The sequence below is a fragment of the Caulobacter zeae genome, assembly GCF_002858925.1.
GTDB lineage: Bacteria > Pseudomonadota > Alphaproteobacteria > Caulobacterales > Caulobacteraceae > Caulobacter > Caulobacter zeae.
In genome coordinates, this window is record NZ_PJRS01000028.1 from 107,211 (window position 1) to 126,188 (window position 18,978).

Below are 18,978 nucleotides of genomic sequence, written 5' to 3' on the forward strand. Positions count from 1 at the left end.
GCATTAATCATTCCACAGGCGGTGGGCGTAGCGGCGCCCGAACTTCCGGCCCAGCGGTCGGAATCATGGAATAAGGCGATCATCCAATGACCAGTCAGGCGGCTTTGAAACTCGTGGGCAAGGAAGAAGGCGACAAGGCGCGGGCGCTAGAAGCGGCTCTGGCGCAGATCGATCGGGCCTTCGGCAAGGGCTCAGTGATGAAGCTCGGCGAAAAGGGCAAGGTCGAGATCGAGTCGGTCTCCACCGGTTCGCTCGGGCTCGACATCGCGCTCGGCATCGGCGGCCTGCCCAAGGGGCGGGTAATCGAGGTCTACGGCCCGGAAAGTTCCGGTAAGACGACCCTGGCGCTGCACGTGGTGGCGGAAGTCCAGAAGGCCGGCGGCACCGCCGCCTTCGTCGACGCCGAGCATGCGCTCGATCCGTCCTACGCTCACAAGCTGGGTGTCAATCTCGACAATCTGCTGGTCTCCCAGCCCGACAACGGCGAGCAGGCCCTCGAGATCACCGACACCCTGGTGCGTTCGGGCGCGGTCGACATCGTCGTGGTCGACTCCGTGGCCGCCCTGACGCCGAAGGCCGAGATCGAGGGCGAGATGGGCGACAGCTTGCCCGGCCTCCAGGCCCGCCTGATGAGCCAGGCGCTGCGCAAGCTGACCGGCTCGATCAACAAGGCCAACACCATCGTCATCTTCATCAACCAGATCCGTCACAAGATCGGGGTGATGTACGGCAGCCCGGAAACGACCACGGGCGGCAACGCGCTGAAGTTCTACGCCTCGGTGCGCCTGGACATCCGCCGCACCGGTTCGGTCAAGAACCGCGACGAGATCATCGGCAACAACGTCCGCGTCAAGGTGGTCAAGAACAAGGTGGCCCCGCCGTTCCGCGAGGTCGAGTTCGACATCATGTACGGCGAGGGCATCTCCAAGCTCGGCGAGATCATCGACCTGGGCGTCAAGGGCGGCATCATCGACAAGGCCGGCTCCTGGTTCTCCTACAACAGCCAGCGCATCGGCCAGGGCCGCGACAACGTTCGCGAGTTCCTGAAGAACAACAAGGACCTGGCCAACGAGATCGAGACCGCGGTGCGCCGCGCCTCGCAGAAGATCGAGGAAGAACTGCTGGTCGGCGGCCCCGAGGAGGGCGACGAAGACTAGGACTTGAGTTTCGGCGCGCGCCTGCGCCGAACATCGCGGCCGCCGCCCGCCGAGGGCGACCCCGCCTTATAGCCCGCGGCGGCACGACACCGCCGTCGACGGCCGCGATCCCCGGACGCCTGGACCCCATGCCAGGCGTCCGATTTCGTTTCTCCTCCCCCGTGCAACGGGGGAGGCAGCGCGGCGCGAAGCGCCGTGACGGAGGGGGCGACCGCCGCAGGGCCGATCGGCCGATGGCGGGGCTGGGGCTTTTCCAGGGCCGGCCGGGACCGGACACTTGCGAGCGCAGGATCAGCAGAGCGGGCGGAGCGCCAGTCCAAGATCCTCCCCCTCCGGGGGAGGTGGCGCGAAGCGCCGGAGGGGGGGGGCGGTTTCAGCTTCCCAGACGCCTGCGGGTTTGACCGCGAGACCCGACAGCCAGGCCTGACTTGCCCCTGGCGGAAGAGGGGGCGCCCAGAGACCGCGCCCGCCTAGTCTCCCATCCGGAACACGGCCCGCTGCACGCAGCGCGGCTGGCCGTCGAAGATCGCCACCCGCGCGGCGGCGGGCGGCGCCCAGTAGGCCAAGGCCTTGGGCGTCTCCACCGCCAGGGCGCCGGGGCCGGTGAAGTCGCAGACCTGGGCCTCGCGCTTGCGGCCGTCCAGGCGATAGACGTGGCGCGAGCATTGCGCGTGGCCGATCCGGCGCGACAGGCGCGCGTCGTCGAACTCGGTGGTCATCGGCGCCCTGCGGGAGGCGGCCGTGAAGTCGACCGCCGAGATGACGGGGCAGGGGTCTCCGTCCAGGCCCCAGCGGACGGCTTCCTCCGCCTGGGCCTCGACGCCGGCCTTGTGTTCGGCGCGGTACCAGGAGCTGGCCAGCGGCGAGACGACGGCCGCCGCGAACAACAGCCGCAGCGGCCAGGGCGGCGGGCGCCTGCCCTCCACGCGAACCTCGCCGGCATGGCGTCGCGGACGAATGCGCTGCGGGCCAAGATTCCGCTCGAACATCCCCCGCTCCCCCGGTCGCGATCCCGATTCAATAACCTCCCGAGGCCGATCATCGCCAGGGCGGAGCTTTAGAAAGCTGGTCATTCCAGAGGTTGGATTTCCACAAAGCTTGAAACCGCGCTATGCAGCGCCGACCTCCGGCAGCCACCGGACCTTTCGAGATTCCCGAGACGACGATGCCTAGCCTCAACGAGATCCGCAGCACCTTCCTCGACTACTTCGGCAAGGCCGACCACGCCGTCACGCCGTCGGCGCCGCTGGTGCCGCAGAACGATCCGACCCTGCTGTTCGTCAATGCGGGCATGGTGCCGTTCAAGAACGTCTTCACCGGCGCCGAGACGCCCGCGCATCCGCGCGCGGCCAGCTCGCAGAAGTGCGTCCGCGCCGGCGGCAAGCACAACGACCTGGACAATGTCGGCTACACCGCCCGCCACCACACCTTCTTCGAGATGCTGGGCAACTTCTCGTTCGGCGACTACTTCAAGGAACAGGCGATCCACCACGCTTGGACCCTGCTGACCGGCGAGTTCAAGCTGCCCAAGGACAAGCTGCTGGTCACGGTGTACCACACCGACGACGAGGCCGCGGATCTGTGGAAGAAGATCGCCGGCCTGTCGGACGACAAGATCATCCGCATCCCGACCAGCGACAATTTCTGGTCCATGGGCGACACTGGCCCCTGCGGCCCGTGCTCGGAAATCTTCTACGACCACGGCGAAGGCATCTTCGGCGGCCCTCCGGGCAGCCCCGATGAAGACGGCGACCGCTTCATCGAGATCTGGAACCTGGTGTTCATGCAGTTCGAGCAGATCGCCGGCGGTGAGCGCTTGGCGCTGCCCAAGCCTTCGATCGACACCGGCATGGGCCTGGAGCGCATCGCCGCCGTCCTGCAGGGCGTGCACGACAACTACGACATCGACCTGTTCAAGGCCCTGATCGCCGCCTCGGTCGAACTGACCGGCGTGAAGGCCGAGGGCGACCAGGCCCCGTCGCACCGCGTCATCGCCGACCACCTGCGCTCGTCGTCGTTCCTGCTGGCCGACGGCGTCACCCCGTCGAACGAAGGCCGCGGCTACGTGCTGCGCCGGATCATGCGCCGGGCCATGCGCCACGCCTACCTGCTGGGCGCCAACGAGCCCCTGATGCACCGCCTGGCCCCGACCCTGGTGGCCGAGATGGGCCAGGCCTATCCGGAACTGCGCCGCGCCGAGGCCTCGATCGTCGAGACCCTGCGCCAGGAAGAAGAGCGCTTCCGCACCACGCTGGGACGCGGCATGGGTCTGCTCGACGAAGCCACCGCCAACCTCTCGACCGGCGACGTGCTGGACGGCGAGACCGCCTTCAAGCTCTACGACACCTACGGCTTCCCGCTCGACCTGACCCAGGACGCCGTGCGCGCCAAGGGCCTGACGGTCGACACCGACGGCTTCGACGCAGCCATGCAGAAGCAGCGCGAGATGGCGCGCGCCAACTGGGCCGGCTCGGGCCAGCAGGGCGCGGCGGCCGCCTGGTTCTCGGTCAAGGAAAAGGCCGGCGCCACCGACTTCGTGGGCTATGAGACCACCGAAACGACCGGCGTCGTGAAGGCCATTGTCGCCGACGGCGCCGAGGTCGAGGCCGCTTCGGCCGGCCAGACCGTGGACGTGCTGCTCGACCGCACCAGCTTCTACGCCGAGAGCGGCGGCCAGGCCGGCGACACCGGCGTGATCGAAGCCAACGGCGCCGAGAGCCGCGTGCTCGACACCCAGAAGCAGGCGGGCGAGCTGCACGTGCACCGCGTCGCGCTGGCCGGTCCGCTGAAGGTCGGCGACAAGGTCGTGGCCTCGGTGGACGCCGATCGCCGCCACACCACCCGCTCCAACCACTCCGCCGCCCACCTGGTGCACGCGGCCCTGCACCATGTGCTGGGCCCGCACGTCGCCCAGAAGGGCCAGATGGTCGACGGCGAGCGCATGCGCTTCGACTTCAGCCACGGCGGTCCGTTGAGCGCCGACGAGATCGAGCGCATCGAGGCCGAGGTCAACGCCGTGATCCGCCAGAACGTGGCGGCCCGCACCGAGGAGATGGCTCCGGAAGCGGCCATCGAGGCCGGCGCCGTGGCGCTGTTCGGCGAAAAGTACGGCGACAGCGTGCGCGTGCTGACCCTCGGTGACTCGCTGACCGAAGCCGGCAAGGCCTACTCAGTCGAGCTGTGCGGCGGCACCCACGTGGCCCGCACCGGCGACATCGCGCTGTTCAAGATCGTCTCCGAGCAGGGCGTCGCCGCCGGCGTGCGCCGCATCGAGGCCCTGACCGGCGAGGCGGCCCGCCGCTTCCTGCTCGACCAGGCCGGCGTCGCCAAGGCCCTGGCCGACCAGTTCAAGACCCCGGTCGCCGAGGTCCTGGCCCGCGTCGACGCCCTGGTCGCCGAGCGCAAGAAGCTGGAGAAGGAACTGGCCGAGGCCAAGAAGCAGCTGGCCCTGGGCGGCGGCGGCGCGGCTTCCGGTCCGGAAGACGTCAACGGCACCGCTCTGATCGCCCGCGTCCTCGACGGCGTCGGCGGCAAGGAACTGCGCGGCGTGGCCGAGGAGTTCAAGAAGCAGCTGGCCTCGGGCGTCGTGGCCCTGGTCGGCACGACCGACGGCAAGGCCGCCGTCACCGTGGCCGTGACCGCCGACCTCGTCGGCAAGTTCAGCGCCGCCGACCTGGCCAAGGCCGCCGTGATCGCCATGGGCGGCCAGGGCGCGGGCGGCAAGCCCGACTTCGCCCAGGGCGGCGCGCCTGACGCCAGCAAGGCCGACGACGGCCTGGCGGCGATCAAGGCCGCGCTGGCTGGTTGATACCGTCAAGGACCCGGGGCGGCGGCGCCGCCCTGGGTCCTTGACCCGGATAGCGCGCGGCCCAACTCAGGGGGCATGGGGCTATCGGCGGCGAGCCCATGCATGGTGGACGTCAACCATTTCCTGATACTCCCGAAGGGTCTCGTCATGGGTGAGGCCAAGCGCGTCCATCTGCCGGGCCATCAGCACCTTCAGGTCGTTCGTGCGGATCTCATCGTTGTCGAGCGGGCACAACGTCGCCGTTACGGCGACGACGCCATCGACAAGCGAGCCCAGGATCGGGTTCGCGCGTAGATCCATGCTCCAGACGATCAGGTCGAAACGAACATTTTCGCCGTTCAGCGTGGCGAGGACGTATTGGCTGCCCTGCTCGTGATGCCGCCCAGCCACGACCTTGCGGACCAGGGCTCGAGAAACCCAGGCGTGGGTTTGGAACAGGTGCTTGGCCAGGGCGTCGGCCACCGCCTGGTGCGCGGCTCTCAGACAATACAGGCCGCCTTCCTGATGATCGCACCGATCATCATCAGGCTCTTCGACCGTCTCATCGACCAGATCCTTGAAGACGAAGGCGTCGGCGGCGAGGCGCCCCATCCCTAGGGTCGGCGCGGGGTTCCATTTCTGGCTTGGCTTGTCGATCTCGACCTGCTGCAGCTCCAGACGGGCTTTCACCACCTCGTCCAGAAGAGACAGCGCGCCGCCCTCGACAGAGCTCCGCCGGACGCGTTCGGCCCGGTAATCCTTCAAGCTGACAAACAGAGTCATCGCGTTTCCCTGAAGCGACGGGCCGCAGGCCCGGAAGGCTCGCGCGCGGCAGGCGCGGCGAGACCTTCCCGCATAGGAGTGTCCGACAGTTTAACCGGACCGCTTAACGGCCTTTACGGCTCCAGCTGGACCTGGCCCTTGCCCAGTTCCAGCCAGTCGGTGAAGGGCCGGTGGTAATAGAGGTCGAAGATCTCGGCCTGCAGCTTGAAGGGCAGGCTGCTCTCGCTGTTCCACAGCATCACGACGCCGGTCTTCTTGGCCGGATCGAACATCATGGTGGCGCGGTAGCCGTCGACGGCGCCGCTGTGGCCGGCCAGGCGGTGGCCCTGGTAGCCGAAGCTGCGCATGGCCAGGCCATAGCCGGGCTTTTCCAGCGTGCGGCCCAGCGGCGAGTTGCCGTAGGGCTTGCCGGTGTTGACGCGCGGCCGCTGGATCTCCTCCAGCACGCCGGCGGGCAGCACGGCCGGCGCCAGGCCCATCTGGGCCTGCATCCAGCGCGCCAGGTCGACGATGTTGGAGTTCACGCCGGCGGCCGCGGGGGTCAGGTAATAGGCCTCGGCCAGGGTCAGGCGACGGCCGTAGCGCGACGGGCGCGCCCAGTGCTTGGCGTCGCTGATCTCGCCCATGCCGATGGTGGCGCTGCTCATGCCCAGCGGCAGGAACAGGCGCTGGCGCACCTCTTCGGCATAGGGACGGTGGGTGGTGGTCTCGACGACCTCGCGGATCGTGTCGAAGGCGACGTTCTGGTAGGTGTGGCAGGTGGCCGGCGGGCACTGGGGCGGCACATCGCCCAGGGCCTGGCGGATCATCTTGGGCGCGCGGCCGCCCTCCAGCCAGCCGTCATAGGCGTTGCGCGGCAGGCCCGTGCGTTGCGACAGCAACTGCTCGATCGTCAGGGTTTCCTGGGCGCCCGCCGGCAGGCGCAGGGTGGTGTGGAACTTGCCCAGCGGATCGGTCAGGGCGAAGGCGCCGTCCTGGGCCAGGCGCGCGCTCAGCGAGCCGGCCACGGTCTTGGACAGCGACGCCCAGCGGAACACCGTGTCGGCGCCCACCGCCTCGCCGTCGTCGGGCGCGGTGACGCCATAGCCCTTCACGAACGACAGCCGCCCGCCCTCGACCACGGCCACGGCCAGGCCGGTCATCGAGCGGTCGTGCATCATTGCCTGGATGCGGGCGTCGAGGGCGCGGTAGTCGATCTCGCCACGCCAGTCCTGTGGCTTCAGCGGCAGGACGACGGGCGTGGCCGCGGCGGCGATCGCCTTGTCGTCGACGGCGTGGGGGGCGCGGGTGCAGCGCGAGACGCCGAACACCACGCCGCCCAGCAGGACGACGCCGACGGCGGCGACGGCCGCGATCCGTCGGCCGGTCCAGAGACGACGGCGGAAGGTGAACTGCGAGGTCTTGAGGAACTTGGTCAGGCTGTCCGTCCGTACGCAGGAAAGCAGCGGCCGGACGCCGGCAGCCCCCCGGCGTCGCGTCCGCGACACATGAAACACGAGGCGTCCGTCCTAGCGTTTTGACGCAAGGCGACAACCCCATTTGAGCCGGCGATCCGGGATTGTCGGGCCGCCGCCGCGCGAGCGGCTTGCCGGGCGCCACCGGGGCGATAACATCGCCGCATGAAACGTCTCGCCAGCATCGTCGCCGCCGTGCTCCTGGTCTTTGGTCCCGTCGCCACCTGGCAGGCCAAGGCGCAGATCCACGAGCGGGTCTATCCGGCCCCAAAGGCGCCGCTGGATCTTGCGGGCCTGCCGCCGTCCGCCGCGATGATCACGGTCACGACCGCCGACGGCCTGGCCCTGCGGGGCGTCGAGGTCGCGCCGCGCGACGGCAAGCCGACCTTCCTGATCTTTCACGGCAACGGTTCGAGCGCCAACAACTCGGTGCGCTGGCTCTCGCCGCTGGTCGCCGAGGGCTACGGCGTGGTGGCGGCCGAGTACCGCGAGTACAGCGGCAATCCCGGCCGGGCCAGCGAGAAGGGCCTGGCGGCCGACGCCGACGCCTTCTTCGAGAGGGCGCGGACCGTCGCCGGCGCCGGACCCCTGATCGTCGTCGGCCACAGCCTGGGCGGGGGCGTCGCCTTCGGTCTGGCCGGCCGGCGCAAGCTGGACGGCCTGGTCACCATCGGGACCTTCACGCGGCTGGCGGCCATGGCCCCGGCCATCGCCCGCCCGCTGCTGACCGATCGCTACGACAACAAGGGCGCGATCGCGTCGCTGGACGAACCCCTGTTCCTGATCCACGGCGACGCCGACCCGGTCATTCCCTACGCCCATGGCGAGGCGCTGCGGGCGCAGGCGGTCGCCGCCCATCGCCAGGGGGCGCTGTTCACGGTGCGCGGGGCTGGGCACGGCCCGGACTCGGCGACTTTGGCGATGGTGCTAAGGGCGGTCGCCGCCAAGGTTAAGAGCGGCGAGGCGACGGCGCAGGTCACCTTGCCGGCCCATGTGCGGCTGGCGCCGTTCTAGGCGGCCCTTCCTTTCGACAACGCTCCGATGGCCCGCTTGGCCAAAACGCAGGGGGACTGAACAAGACTGTTTTTGTCGGCGTCGACACATTCCGCGGACTTCTTCCACTCCGCATCCAAGGACAAAGTCGATGCCGATCAAGGCCACCCCGACCCCCGGCCCGCAGCTGCTGACGCCGACCGACCACACCCTGATCATGATCGACTTCCAGTCGCAGATGGCGTTTGCGACCCACTCGATCGACGCGATCACCCTGCGCAACAACGCCGGCCTGGTGGCCAGCGCCGCCGCCGGCTTCGGCGTGTCGACCATCCTGACCACGGTCGCCGAAAAGAGCTTCTCGGGCCCGATGTTCGCCGAGGTCACCGCGCCGTTCCCGGGCAAGACCCTGCTGGACCGCACCTCGATGAACACCTGGGAAGACGCCCCGGTGGTCGAGGAGATCAACAAGATCGGCAAGGACCGCATCGTTCTGGCCGGCCTTTGGACCAGCGTCTGCATCGTCGGCCCGGCGCTGTCGGCCCTGGCTCAGGGCTATGAGGTCTACGTGATCACCGACGCCTGCGGCGACGTCTCGGCCGAGGCCCATGAGCGCGCCGTCGAGCGCATGATCCAGGCCGGCGCCCGCCCGATCACGGCGCTTCAGTACCTGCTGGAAATGCAGCGCGACTGGGCCCGTACCGAGACCTACGACATGACCACGGGCATCGCCAAGGTGCACGGCGGCGGCTACGGCCTGGGCATCATCTACGCCAAGTCGATGTTCAACGCCCACGAAGGCTAACCAGCCCGCCCGCGCCGGCTCGTTGCCGGGCCGGCGCGGCGCGCCCCTGCAAGGCGTCCCCATGATGAAGATCTACATCCTGTCGCTCGCCGCGGGCCTCGCGGTCGGCGTGTTCTACGGCCTCTTGCAGGTGCGCTCCCCCGCGCCGCCGGTGGTGGCCCTGGTCGGCCTGTTCGGCATACTGCTCGGCGAGCAGGTCCCGCCGCTGGTCAAGGGCTGGATCGCCCGCAAGCCCGCCGCCGTCTCGTGGCTGAAGCATCAGGTGGCGCCGCACATGTTCGGTCCGCTGCCCTGCGGCCAGAAGCCGACCGAACTGGCCGACAACGAGCCGCCCGCCGCGCCCAAGGCCTGAAGTTAAGCGTCCCGCCAGTTCGCTGGCCCCCAAAGTTTCCCCCGGAGTTCCGCCCATGACCTCGCCCGACCTGATCCTGCGCAACGGCCGTTTCACCACCCTGGACCGCAGCAATCCGAATGCGCAGGCCGTGGCCGTCACCGACGGACGCTTCGCCGCCGTCGGGACCGAGACCGAGGTCATGGCCCTGGCCGGCCCCGACACCAGGGTCGTCGACCTGAAGGGCCGCCGGGTGCTGCCCGGCCTGATCGACAACCACCTGCACATCATCCGCGGCGGCCTGAACTTCAACATGGAGCTGCGCTGGGACGGCGTACGCTCGCTGGCCGACGCCATGAACATGCTCAAGCATCAGGTGGCCATCACCCCGCCGCCACAATGGGTGCGCGTCGTGGGCGGCTTCACCGAGCACCAGTTCGTCGAAAAGCGCCTGCCGACCATCGAGGAACTGAACGCCGTGGCCCCCGACACGCCGGTGTTCATCCTGCACCTCTATGACCGCGCGCTGCTGAACGCGGCGGCCCTGCGCGTCATCGGCTATGACCGTGACACCCCCGAACCGCCCGGCGGCCAGATCATCCGCGACAGCCAGGGCAACCCCACGGGCCTGCTGCTGGCCAAGCCCAACGCCCAGATCCTCTACGCCACCCTGGCCAAGGGCCCCAAGCTGCCCTTCGACTACCAGGTCAATTCGACCCGCCACTTCATGCGCGAGCTGAACCGCCTGGGCGTGACCGGGGCGATCGACGCCGGCGGCGGCTTCCAGAACTATCCGGACGACTACGAGGTCATCCAGAAGCTGGCCGACGAGAACCAGCTGACCATCCGTCTGGCCTACAACCTCTTCACCCAGAAGCCCAAGGGCGAGAAGGACGACTTCCTGAACTGGACGAAGACGTCGAAGTACAAGCAGGGGGACGACTATTTCCGCCACAACGGCGCCGGCGAGATGCTGGTGTTCTCGGCCGCCGACTTCGAGGACTTCCGCCAGCCGCGCCCCGACATGCCGCCGCAGATGGAAGGCGAGCTGGAAGAGGTCGTGATGATCCTGGCCCAGAACCGCTGGCCCTGGCGGATGCACGCCACCTATGACGAGACGATCGACCGGGCGCTGGACGTCTTCGAGAAGGTCAACAAGGACGTCCCGCTGGAAGGCCTGAACTGGTTCTTCGACCACGCCGAGACGATCTCGGAAAAGTCGATCGACCGCATCGCCGCCCTGGGCGGGGGCGTCGCCGTGCAGCATCGCATGGCCTACCAGGGCGAATACTTCCTCGAGCGCTATGGCCCGGCCGCCGCCGAGGCGACGCCGCCGATCGCTAAGATGCTGGAGAAGGGCCTGAAGGTCTCTGCCGGCACGGATGCGACGCGCGTGGCTTCGTACAATCCGTGGGTCTCGCTGGCCTGGATGATCACCGGCAAGACCGTCGGTGGAACGCGCCTCTATTCGCAGCGCAACTGCCTGGACCGGGAGAGCGCGCTTCGCATGTGGACCGAAAACGTCACCTGGTTCTCCAACGAGGAGGGCAAGAAGGGCCGGATCGTGGAAGGCCAGCTGGCCGACCTGATCGTGCCAGACCGCGACTTCTTCGGCGTGCCGGAAGACGAGATCGCCGACATGACCTCGGACCTGACCATGGTCGGCGGCAAGTTCGTCTACGGCGCCGGCGACTTCTCCAAGCTGGACGAGAACGAGGTGCCGCCGGCCATGCCCGACTGGTCGCCGGTGCGCACCTTCGGCGGCTACGCGGCCTGGGCCGAGCCTGAGACGGACAAGACCCTGCGCCGCCAGGCGGCCGCGTCGTGCGGCTGCGCCAGCAGCTGCGGCGTGCACGGCCACGACCACGCCACGGCCTGGACCAAGAGCCTGCCGATCGCCGACCTGAAGTCGTTCTGGGGCGCGCTCGGCTGCGCGTGCTGGGCGGTCTGATGAGCACGCCCGTCCAACGCCTGCGCGGGGCCTTCCTCGCGCCGGCGGTGCGCTGGATCGCGCTGCTGGGCCTGTGCGCCGCCTACATCCAGGGCGGCCTGACCAAGGCCTTCGACTTCCCGGGCGCGCTGGCCGAGATGGCCCATTTCGGTCTGTCGCCCGCCGCGCCCTTCGCCGTGCTGGTCATCGTGCTGGAAATCCTCGCCTCGCTGATGATCCTTTCCGGCCGGCTGCGCTGGCTGGGGGCCCTGGCCCTGGCGGCCTTCACCCTGGGCGCGACCTTCATGGCCAACCGCTTCTGGGAGATGGGTCCGCCCGAACGCTTCGGCGCGACCAACAGCTTCTTCGAGCACCTGGGCCTGATCGGCGGCTTCCTGCTGGTGGCGTGGCACGACCTGCAACCGAAAGACCAGGCCCTGGAGAAGGGGGCATGAGGACGCTGGCGGCCGCGGCGCTCGTTCTCGTCGCGATTCCGGCTTTCGCGGCCGAGCGTCCGGCGATCAAGGTCAACCGCTGGCAGGAGGATCGGTCGGATACGTCCCTGACCCTCGGCCTCACCCTGCGCGAGCGGATCGAGACGGGCGACGCGGCCAGCTTCGGCGGCGAGCCTTCCGACGCCAGCCTGTCGCAGCGCTTTCAGGTCCATGCTGACGCTCGCAGGGGCGGCTGGCAGGGTTTCGTGCAGGTCGAGGACGTGCGCGCCTTCGGCCGCCGAGACATCGGTCCGGCCGACCAGAACCGCCTGGACCTGCGCCTGGCCTTCGTCGGCTATGAGAGCGAGGTCTGGGGCGGCAAGGCCAATGTGCGCGTCGGTCGCCAGGACTTCCCGATCGACCAGCAGCGGTTCCTGTCGGCGCGCGACGGCCCCGGCGTGCGCCAGTCGTTCGACGCGGTCTGGGCCGACTGGTCGCGTGGCGACTGGAAGTTGGCGGGTTTCGTCAGCCAGCCGGTGCAGTATCACGACCGCGAAGCGTTCGATGACACCTCCAGCGGCAATGTGCGCCTCGACCTGATCCGGGTCGAGCGCAAGGCGCCCGGCGGCGCGGTGTCGGCCTATGCCGCCCGGTTCGCCCGCTCGACCGCCCGCTATGTCGACGCGGTCGGCGAGGAGGATCGCCAGGCCTACGACCTGCGCTATCTGGGCGCGGCCGGGGCGCTGGACTGGGACCTGGAGGCCATGGTCCAGCGCGGCGACGTGGGCGCCAGCGACGCCCGCGCCTGGGCGGCCGGCGGTCGGATCGGCTGGACGCTCAAGGCGCTGGCCTGGAAGCCGCGCCTGGGTTTCCAGGTCGATACGGCCAGCGGCGATGCGCGTCCGGGCGACGGGCGAGTGGGGACCTTCGACCCGCTCTATCCCAACGCCGCCTATTTCACCCGCGCGGCCTACACCGGCTACGCCAACCTCGTGCACGTCAAGCCGTCGGTGACCGTGACGCCCGCCAAGGGCCTGGCGGTCACCGCCGCCCTGGCCGGCCAATGGCGCCGCGAGACGACCGACGCGATCTACGCCCAGCCCTTCATCCCCCTGTCCGGCACGGCCGGGCGCGGCGGACGCTGGACCGGGGCCTACGCCCACCTGCGGGCCGACTACGCTTTCAACCCGAGCCTGACCGGGACCATCGAGGCCGTCCACTACGAAGCCGGAAGCGCCCTGCGCGCCTCGGGCCGGGACGACAGCGACTATCTCGGCGTCGAGCTCAAGTACGGATGGTGACCATGAGATTCCCGAGCCTTTCCCAGCTGATGAGCTTCAACGGCGGCTATCTCGACACGGTCGGCTTCCTGGCTTTGCAGGGCGTGTTCGTCGCCCACGTGACCGGCAACTTCGTCACCTTCGGCGCGGCCATGATCCATGGCGCGGACGGGGCGATCGCCAAGCTGTTGGTGCTGCCGGTGTTCTGCGCGGCGGTGGTGATCAGCCGGCTGGTCACCTTCAAGCTGGCGGCGGCCAACATGCCGACCTTGCGGATCATGCTGGCGGTCAAGACCGTGCTGCTGATCGCCGGCTCGGTCGCCGCCGTCGTGCTGGCGCCGTTCGCCAAGGGCGACAGCTGGCAGCTGATCCTGGTGGCGGTGCTGTTCGTCTGCGCCATGGCCATCCAGAACGCCGCTCACCGGGTGCACATCCCGACCGCGCCGCCCACCACGCTGATGACCGGTTCGACCACCCAGATCATGCTCGACGTCGCCGAACTGATCCGGGGCGGCGGTCCCGACCGCGCGGGCTCGGTGGCGCGGATCCGGAAGCTGTCGGCGGCCGTGGGCCTGTTCGCGGCCGGCTGCGGCCTGGGCGCGCTGGCTTTTGCTTTCGGCGGGACGTGGGCGTTCTCGGTCTCGGCCGTGCTGGCCTTCCTGTCGCTGTTCTCGGCCGAGGCCCGCAGCCAGCGCGGATAGCGCTCCCATTCGGGCCGGCGGCTTCACCCTCCTGGGTAGGCGAGGTTCACCCGGGCGGGAATGGCGGCGGGGCGCCCTTTGGTTGAGTTTCGCTACACGCCGGCCCCGCGCCGGCGCGCCGAAGACCAGCCGAAGAGAGCGACGATGCAAGTCCTGACCGTGTCGAGCCGCGTTCCCCAACCGGCTCTAGACCCCGCCCCGGAGCCCGCCAGGGACCAGATCCGCCTGCTGCTGATGCAGGCGCGTCACGCCTTGGCGACCGATCCGGCCGACGCCGAGCGCTGCATCGCCGTGGCCGTGCGCCTGCTGCCGCAGATCGACGCGGCGCCGGCGTCCGAGCCCAAGGCCTTCGCCGCGCCGGTGATGCAGCGCGGGGGGCTGGCGCCCTGGCAGGTGCTGCGGATCAAGGCCCTGGTCGAGGCGCGCCTGGCCGGCCGGATCTCCAGCGCCGAGATGGCGGCCGCCGCCCGGCTCAGCCCCAGCCATTTCTCGCGCGCCTTCCGCATCAGCTTCGGCGACGCGCCCAAGGCCTATGTGAACCGCCGCCGCATCGCCCGCTCCAAGACCATGATGCTGGAGAGCGGCGATTCCCTGGCGGCCATCGCCCTGGCCTGCGGCCTGTCGGACCAGGCGCACTTCTGCCGGATGTTCCGCCGCTTCGAGGGCATGTCGCCCAGCGTCTGGCGTCGCCTGAGCGGCGGGGCGTCCGAGGCCATGGAGACCGAGGCCGACTGGCCGACGGCCGCCGTCGGCTGAACGGAGAGACAAGACCAGTGACCGCCGCCGTCATGCTTATCCACGGCGCCTGGCTGACGCCGCGCGCCTGGGACCGTTTCAAGACCCGCTACGAGGCGCGGGGGCTGACGGTGGTCGCGCCGGCGTGGCCGATGCTGGACGCTCCGGTCGAGGACCTGCGCCGCCTGTCGCCCCGGCCCCTGGGACGGCTGACGCTCGACGCGGTGGTCGCGGCCCATGCCGCCCACGCGGTGGCCATGGTCGAGCCGCCGATCCTGATCGGCCACGGGCTGGGCGGATTGATCGTGCAGCGCCTGCTCGACGGAGGCTGCGGCGCCTGCGGAGTGGCCATCGCCTCGACGCCGCCGCTGGGCCTGCTGGCCCGTCCGCGCGCGGCCTGGGCGCTACGGCGTCTGCTGGCGCGCTGGAGCGGTGCGACGCCCCTTTCGCCGGAGGGCTTTACCGAGCTCTTCGCCCCGACCCTGCCCGAGGACGAGCGCCGCCAGGCCTATGCCGAGCACGTGGTTCCCGCTCCCGCCCGGGTGGTGCGCCAGGCCCTGCTGGGACCCGGGAGCGGGGCGGCCAGGGCGGCCCGCCGCCGTCCGCCGCTGCTGCTGATCGCCGGCGACCAGGACCGCATGGCTCCGCCGGCCATGGTCGCCGCCGCGGCTCGCCACCAGCGCCGGGCGGCCTCGCGCACCGACCTGCAATGCTTCTCGGGGCGCTCCCACTGGCTGTGCAATGAGCCCGGCTGGGAGGACGTCGCCGACTTCGCCCTCGACTGGGCCCTGGCCAACGGACGGGCGGCCCTTTCGGGTCAAGCCCCGAAAGGGTAATCGTGCGCCGCTTTCGTGTATGGTCTCGGCTTGCGGAACAAGCCAACTGTACGAGTCCCATGCGTAAGGACCGGTCCCCGGACGTCGCCGAATGAACCAACACCCCGCCAGCATCGAGGCCGGCGACGACCGTATCCGCGTGCTGATCGCCGACGACCACCCCATGCTGCGCGAAGGGGTGATCGCGGTGCTGGAAACCCAGCCCGACATGGTTGTGGTGGGCGAGGCGGCCACCGGCGACGAGGCGATCGCCGGCTGGGAACGGCTGCGTCCCGACATCACCTTGATGGACCTGCAGATGCCCGGCAACGGCGTGGTGGCCATCGAGACCATCCGCCGCTCGCACCCCGAGGCGCGGATCATCGTGCTGACCACCTTCACCGGCGACGCCCAGGCCCTGCATGCGCTGCGGGCGGGCGCGGCGGGCTATCTCTTGAAGAGCAGCCTGCGCCGCGACCTGCTGGACGCCATCCGCGGCGTGCACGCCGGTCGCCGCCACCTGCAGGCCGAGGTGGCCGAGCGTATCGCCATCCACGCCATCGACGAGTCGCTGAACGCCCGCGAGATCACCGTCCTGCAACTGATCGCCAACGGCAATTCCAACAAGCACATCGCCCGCGAGCTGAACCTGTCGGAAGACACCATCAAGTCGAACATAAAGAGCATCTTCGCCAAGCTCTATGTGAATGACCGAACCCACGCGGTGACCGTCGCCGCCAAGCGCGGCATCATCGACCTTTGAGCCGGGCGGGGGGGCTTTGGAGCGGACTGGCGGGCGCGGCGCTCGCCCTGGCGCTGGCCGGCACGGCGGCGGCCGCGCCGACGCTCGAGCCCCTGGCCGAATACAAGCGCGTCAGCTGGTCGATCGAGGGCGGCGCTCCCAGCCGGGTCAACACCATCGGCCAGTCGAAGGACGGCTATCTGTGGATCGGCAGCGTCGATGGCCTGTTCCGCTTCGACGGCGTGGGCTTCGAGCCGATCCAGCGCGACGGGCCCAAGCCCGGGCGGCTGAACGTCTCGCAGGTGCTGGGCGCACGTTCGGGCGCGCTGTGGGTGGGCCTTGGCCGCAGCGGCGGCGTGGCGGTCTATCGCGACGGCCGGTTGATCGACGCGCGCATGCCCGATCCCTCGCGCGAGGTCACGAGCCTGGCCGAGGACCGCGAGGGCGGAATCTGGGTCGCCCGGGGCGGCCGCAAGCGCGCCACCCTGGCCCGTTGGCATAACGGCCGCTGGCAGGAATTCGGCCCCGAGGCCGGCCTTCCCGAGCAGGAAATCTGGCAGGTCTTCTTCGATCGCGACGGCGTGCAGTGGCTGGTGCTGACCAGCACCGTGCTGCGCCGCGCGCCGGGCGAGACGCGCTTTTCGCCGACCGGGGCCAAGGTCGCCCGCCGGGCCAGCCTGGCGCAGGACGGCCTGGGGCGGCTCTGGCTGTCGGACTCCGTCAGCACGCGCCTGATGCGCGGCGAGGCGCCGGCGGCCTCGTCCCTGACCCGGGCCTATCCGCGCCGCGACGAGGTGGGCGCCTCGCGGATCCTGTTCGACCGCAAGGGCGACCTGTGGGGCGCCACCTGGACCGATGGCGTCGTGCATATCCCGGCGCCGGGCGTCGCGGCCCGCAGCGTCGACGCCGGCGCCCTGCGCATCCAGTCCTACAAGGCCGTGCATGGCCTGACCTCCGACCAGACCCACGCCGTGTTCGAGGACCGCGAGGGCAACATCTGGTTCGGAACCGAGCTGGGCCTGGACATGATGCGGCCGGCGGCGGTGACCGTCGAACAGGCCATCCCGGCCAATTCCGCGCGTGGCTATCGGATGACGTCCACGGCCGACGGCAAGGTCTGGATCGCCGACGCCCACACCCTCTACGCCATCGCGCCGGGCCAGGCGCCGAAGTCCGTGCTGAAGACCGACTGGTCGGCGGGCTCGCTGTGCGCGGGGGCCGGCGACGCGGTCTGGGTGACGCTGCGCGACACCGTGCTGCGGGTGCGGGACGGCAAGGTCGAGACCTTCGCTAAGCCCGCCGAGGCCAGCGCCTATGGCTGCGTGGAGGACGAGGACGGCCGCCTGTGGATGGCCGCCCTCGACAAGGGTCTCTATTGGCGCGAGGGCGGCGCATGGAGCCATTGGCCGGGCGGTGTCGGCATCGCCTCCAACGCCGCGCTCCAGGCCGACGGCCGGGCGGCGATCCTGTTCCGCAACGCCCCGACCCTTCAGGGGCCAGCGCCGTTCGAGGCGATCCACAAGGCGCGCTTTCCGATCGGCGAGATCGAGGGCCTGCTGCCGGGCCGCGAGGCGCTGTATCTCAGCGGCGGCCAGGGCTTCGCCAGGCTGCGCGGCGGGGCGACCGCCAGCCTCGACGCCGAACGCTATCCTTGGCTGGCCTCGGTCAACGGCCTGGTCCAGACCCCGGCTGGCGACACCTGGACGATCGGCGACGCGGGCGTGGTGCGCATGCGCTCGGCCGACCTCGACCGGGCCCTGGACCGGCCCGGCGCGCCGCTGCCCAGGCGGGTGTTCGACTTCCGCGACGGCCTCAACAGCTTCGTCCAGAAGTCGCCGGGCCAGCAGATCACCGCCGGCGGCGACGGCCGGATCTGGATCCTGACCCGTCGCAACGTCGTGGTCGTCGATCCGGCGCGGCTGAGCGTCAACACCCTGCCGCCGCCGGTGGCGATCCGCGCGGTCATGGTCGGCGACCAGCATTTCCGCGATCCCAGCGCCCTGCGGCTGCCGGCCGGCACGCGCGGCCTGCGCATCCACTACACGGCGCTGAGCTTCCCCGCGCCCAATCGCGTGCGCTTCCAGTACCGGCTGGAGGGCGTCGACGCGGATTGGATCGAGGCGGGCGACCGACGCGAGGTGATCTACGACAACCTGCACCCGGGAACCTTCCATTTCCGGGTGAAGGCGGCCAACAGCGACGGCGTGTGGAACGAGCAGGGCGCGACCCTGACCGTCGAGATCCCGCCGACCCTGGTGGAGACCTGGTGGTTCCGCGCCGCCTGCGTGCTGGCCGTGGCGCTGGCGCTGTGGGGCGTCTACGCCCTGCGCCTGCGGCGGGTCGCGGCCCAGATTAAGGACCGGTTGGAGCAGCGCGCCGCCGAGCGCGAGCGCATCGCCCGCGAACTGCACGACACCCTGCTTCAGAGCGTGCAGGGGCTGATCATGCGGTTCCAGTCGGTGGCCTACCAGATCCCCGACGACCTGCCGGCCAAGGACGTCATCAACCAGGCTCTCGACCGCGCCGACCAGATGCTGGTCGAGGGGCGCGACCGTGTGCGCGACCTGCGCGGGGCCGAGGTGCGGCGGCTGGACCTGGTGCTGCGCGAGCTGATGGCCGAGCAGCCGTTCGAGGCCGGGGTGAAGGTCGAGCTGGTGGCCGAGGGGACGCCGCGTCCCGTGCAGCCGCTGGTGCAGGAAGAGATCGTCCGCATCGCCGGCGAGGCGCTGTTCAACGCGGCTCGCCACGCCAAGGCGAGCCAGGTGCTGGTCAAGGTCTCGTACGGGGTGCGGCAGTTGCAGGTGACCATTCGCGACGACGGGGTGGGCATCGGCGCCAACCGCATGGCCTGGGCCAGCCGCGAGGGCCACTACGGCCTGATCGGCATGCACGAGCGGGCCGGCAAGATGGGCGCCCAGCTGGCCATCGAGAGCGCCTCGGGCAGGGGCACGACCATAGCCCTCAGCGTCGCCGGCTCGATCGCCTATCCGACCCAGCCGTGGTTCGCGCGGCTGGGGCGGAAGAAGTAGGG

The 18,978-nt window shown here is 70.1% G+C and carries 16 protein-coding genes; 13 read left to right on the forward strand and 3 right to left on the reverse strand.

Annotation, left to right across the window (positions count from 1 at the left end; all coding sequences use genetic code 11):
* Window positions 1-86 precede the first annotated feature (86 nt).
* Entirely contained in the window at window positions 87-1,157 is a 1,071-nt protein-coding gene (gene recA / locus SGCZBJ_RS14910; RefSeq protein ID WP_101718782.1) for a recombinase RecA, read from the forward strand.
* 470 nt (window positions 1,158-1,627) lie between these two features.
* Here recA and SGCZBJ_RS14915 read toward each other — a convergent pair whose 3' ends face one another.
* A complete protein-coding gene (locus SGCZBJ_RS14915; RefSeq protein WP_101718783.1) occupies window positions 1,628-2,146 on the reverse strand; it encodes a hypothetical protein in 519 nt (172 codons plus the stop codon).
* A 176-nt stretch (window positions 2,147-2,322) separates the two neighbouring features.
* On the opposite strand from SGCZBJ_RS14915, the gene alaS reads away from it, so the two are divergent.
* Window positions 2,323-4,965 (forward strand): alanine--tRNA ligase, encoded by a 2,643-nt coding sequence (alaS, locus tag SGCZBJ_RS14920; RefSeq protein WP_101718784.1) that lies wholly within the window; start codon window positions 2,323-2,325, stop codon window positions 4,963-4,965.
* A gap of 81 nt (window positions 4,966-5,046) precedes the next feature.
* On the opposite strand, the gene SGCZBJ_RS14925 is transcribed toward alaS, so the two are convergent.
* The gene (locus SGCZBJ_RS14925; protein WP_101718785.1) at window positions 5,047-5,727 is read right to left on the reverse strand and encodes a hypothetical protein; all 681 of its coding nucleotides are present in this window, start codon (window positions 5,725-5,727) and stop codon (window positions 5,047-5,049) included.
* A gap of 113 nt (window positions 5,728-5,840) precedes the next feature.
* Window positions 5,841-7,223, reverse strand: a complete 1,383-nt coding sequence (locus SGCZBJ_RS14930; RefSeq protein WP_240621521.1) for a serine hydrolase domain-containing protein — start codon at window positions 7,221-7,223, stop codon at window positions 5,841-5,843.
* Between the two features lie 123 nt (window positions 7,224-7,346).
* Here SGCZBJ_RS14930 and SGCZBJ_RS14935 point away from each other — a divergent pair, with 123 nt between their 5' ends.
* The 11 genes from SGCZBJ_RS14935 (at window position 7,347) to SGCZBJ_RS14985 (ending at window position 18,976) form a co-directional block, all read left to right on the forward strand.
* On the forward strand, window positions 7,347-8,195 hold the full coding sequence (locus tag SGCZBJ_RS14935; RefSeq protein ID WP_101718786.1) for an alpha/beta hydrolase: 849 nt from the start codon (window positions 7,347-7,349) through the stop codon (window positions 8,193-8,195).
* Between the two features lie 130 nt (window positions 8,196-8,325).
* Window positions 8,326-8,979 (forward strand): hydrolase, encoded by a 654-nt coding sequence (locus tag SGCZBJ_RS14940; protein ID WP_101718787.1) that lies wholly within the window; start codon window positions 8,326-8,328, stop codon window positions 8,977-8,979.
* A 61-nt stretch (window positions 8,980-9,040) separates the two neighbouring features.
* On the forward strand, window positions 9,041-9,331 hold the full coding sequence (locus SGCZBJ_RS14945) for a XapX domain-containing protein (protein WP_240621522.1): 291 nt from the start codon (window positions 9,041-9,043) through the stop codon (window positions 9,329-9,331).
* Window positions 9,332-9,386: 55 nt separating this feature from the next.
* Window positions 9,387-11,261, forward strand: a complete 1,875-nt coding sequence (locus tag SGCZBJ_RS14950) for an amidohydrolase (protein WP_101718788.1) — start codon at window positions 9,387-9,389, stop codon at window positions 11,259-11,261.
* Window positions 11,261-11,695 carry a DoxX family protein gene (locus SGCZBJ_RS14955; RefSeq protein ID WP_101718853.1) on the forward strand — a complete coding sequence of 145 codons (435 nt, stop codon included), beginning with the start codon at window positions 11,261-11,263 and terminating at the stop codon, window positions 11,693-11,695. Before SGCZBJ_RS14950 ends, SGCZBJ_RS14955 begins: the two co-directional genes overlap by 1 nt.
* Window positions 11,692-12,975 carry an alginate export family protein gene (locus SGCZBJ_RS14960; RefSeq protein WP_101718789.1) on the forward strand — a complete coding sequence of 428 codons (1,284 nt, stop codon included), beginning with the start codon at window positions 11,692-11,694 and terminating at the stop codon, window positions 12,973-12,975. The genes SGCZBJ_RS14955 and SGCZBJ_RS14960 overlap by 4 nt, the downstream gene beginning before the upstream one ends.
* Before the next feature lie 2 nt (window positions 12,976-12,977).
* Window positions 12,978-13,655 (forward strand): YoaK family protein, encoded by a 678-nt coding sequence (locus SGCZBJ_RS14965; RefSeq protein WP_101718854.1) that lies wholly within the window; start codon window positions 12,978-12,980, stop codon window positions 13,653-13,655.
* Between the two features lie 144 nt (window positions 13,656-13,799).
* Window positions 13,800-14,411 carry a helix-turn-helix domain-containing protein gene (locus SGCZBJ_RS14970; RefSeq protein WP_240621523.1) on the forward strand — a complete coding sequence of 204 codons (612 nt, stop codon included), beginning with the start codon at window positions 13,800-13,802 and terminating at the stop codon, window positions 14,409-14,411.
* Between the two features lie 17 nt (window positions 14,412-14,428).
* Window positions 14,429-15,226 carry an alpha/beta fold hydrolase gene (locus SGCZBJ_RS14975; RefSeq protein WP_101718790.1) on the forward strand — a complete coding sequence of 266 codons (798 nt, stop codon included), beginning with the start codon at window positions 14,429-14,431 and terminating at the stop codon, window positions 15,224-15,226.
* A gap of 91 nt (window positions 15,227-15,317) precedes the next feature.
* Entirely contained in the window at window positions 15,318-15,968 is a 651-nt protein-coding gene (locus SGCZBJ_RS14980) for a response regulator transcription factor (protein ID WP_101718791.1), read from the forward strand.
* Window positions 15,965-18,976, forward strand: coding sequence for a sensor histidine kinase (locus tag SGCZBJ_RS14985; protein ID WP_101718792.1), 3,012 nt, complete (start codon window positions 15,965-15,967; stop codon window positions 18,974-18,976). Before SGCZBJ_RS14980 ends, SGCZBJ_RS14985 begins: the two co-directional genes overlap by 4 nt.
* Window positions 18,977-18,978: the final 2 nt, after the last annotated feature.

Bases quoted from the DNA above. Each gene is read 5' to 3' on its own strand.
- SGCZBJ_RS14955 (WP_101718853.1), top strand. From the start codon at position 11,261: ATGAGCACGCCCGTCCAACGCCTGCGCGGGGCCTTCCTCGCGCCGGCG.
- SGCZBJ_RS14935 (WP_101718786.1), top strand. From the start codon at position 7,347: ATGAAACGTCTCGCCAGCATCGTCGCCGCCGTGCTCCTGGTCTTTGGT.
- SGCZBJ_RS14960 (WP_101718789.1), top strand. From the start codon at position 11,692: ATGAGGACGCTGGCGGCCGCGGCGCTCGTTCTCGTCGCGATTCCGGCT.
- recA (WP_101718782.1), top strand. From the start codon at position 87: ATGACCAGTCAGGCGGCTTTGAAACTCGTGGGCAAGGAAGAAGGCGAC.
- SGCZBJ_RS14965 (WP_101718854.1), top strand. From the start codon at position 12,978: ATGAGATTCCCGAGCCTTTCCCAGCTGATGAGCTTCAACGGCGGCTAT.
- SGCZBJ_RS14945 (WP_240621522.1), top strand. From the start codon at position 9,041: ATGATGAAGATCTACATCCTGTCGCTCGCCGCGGGCCTCGCGGTCGGC.
- SGCZBJ_RS14970 (WP_240621523.1), top strand. From the start codon at position 13,800: ATGCAAGTCCTGACCGTGTCGAGCCGCGTTCCCCAACCGGCTCTAGAC.
- SGCZBJ_RS14915 (WP_101718783.1), bottom strand. From the start codon at position 2,146: ATGTTCGAGCGGAATCTTGGCCCGCAGCGCATTCGTCCGCGACGCCAT.
- SGCZBJ_RS14950 (WP_101718788.1), top strand. From the start codon at position 9,387: ATGACCTCGCCCGACCTGATCCTGCGCAACGGCCGTTTCACCACCCTG.
- SGCZBJ_RS14980 (WP_101718791.1), top strand. From the start codon at position 15,318: ATGAACCAACACCCCGCCAGCATCGAGGCCGGCGACGACCGTATCCGC.
- alaS (WP_101718784.1), top strand. From the start codon at position 2,323: ATGCCTAGCCTCAACGAGATCCGCAGCACCTTCCTCGACTACTTCGGC.
- SGCZBJ_RS14940 (WP_101718787.1), top strand. From the start codon at position 8,326: ATGCCGATCAAGGCCACCCCGACCCCCGGCCCGCAGCTGCTGACGCCG.
- SGCZBJ_RS14925 (WP_101718785.1), bottom strand. From the start codon at position 5,727: ATGACTCTGTTTGTCAGCTTGAAGGATTACCGGGCCGAACGCGTCCGG.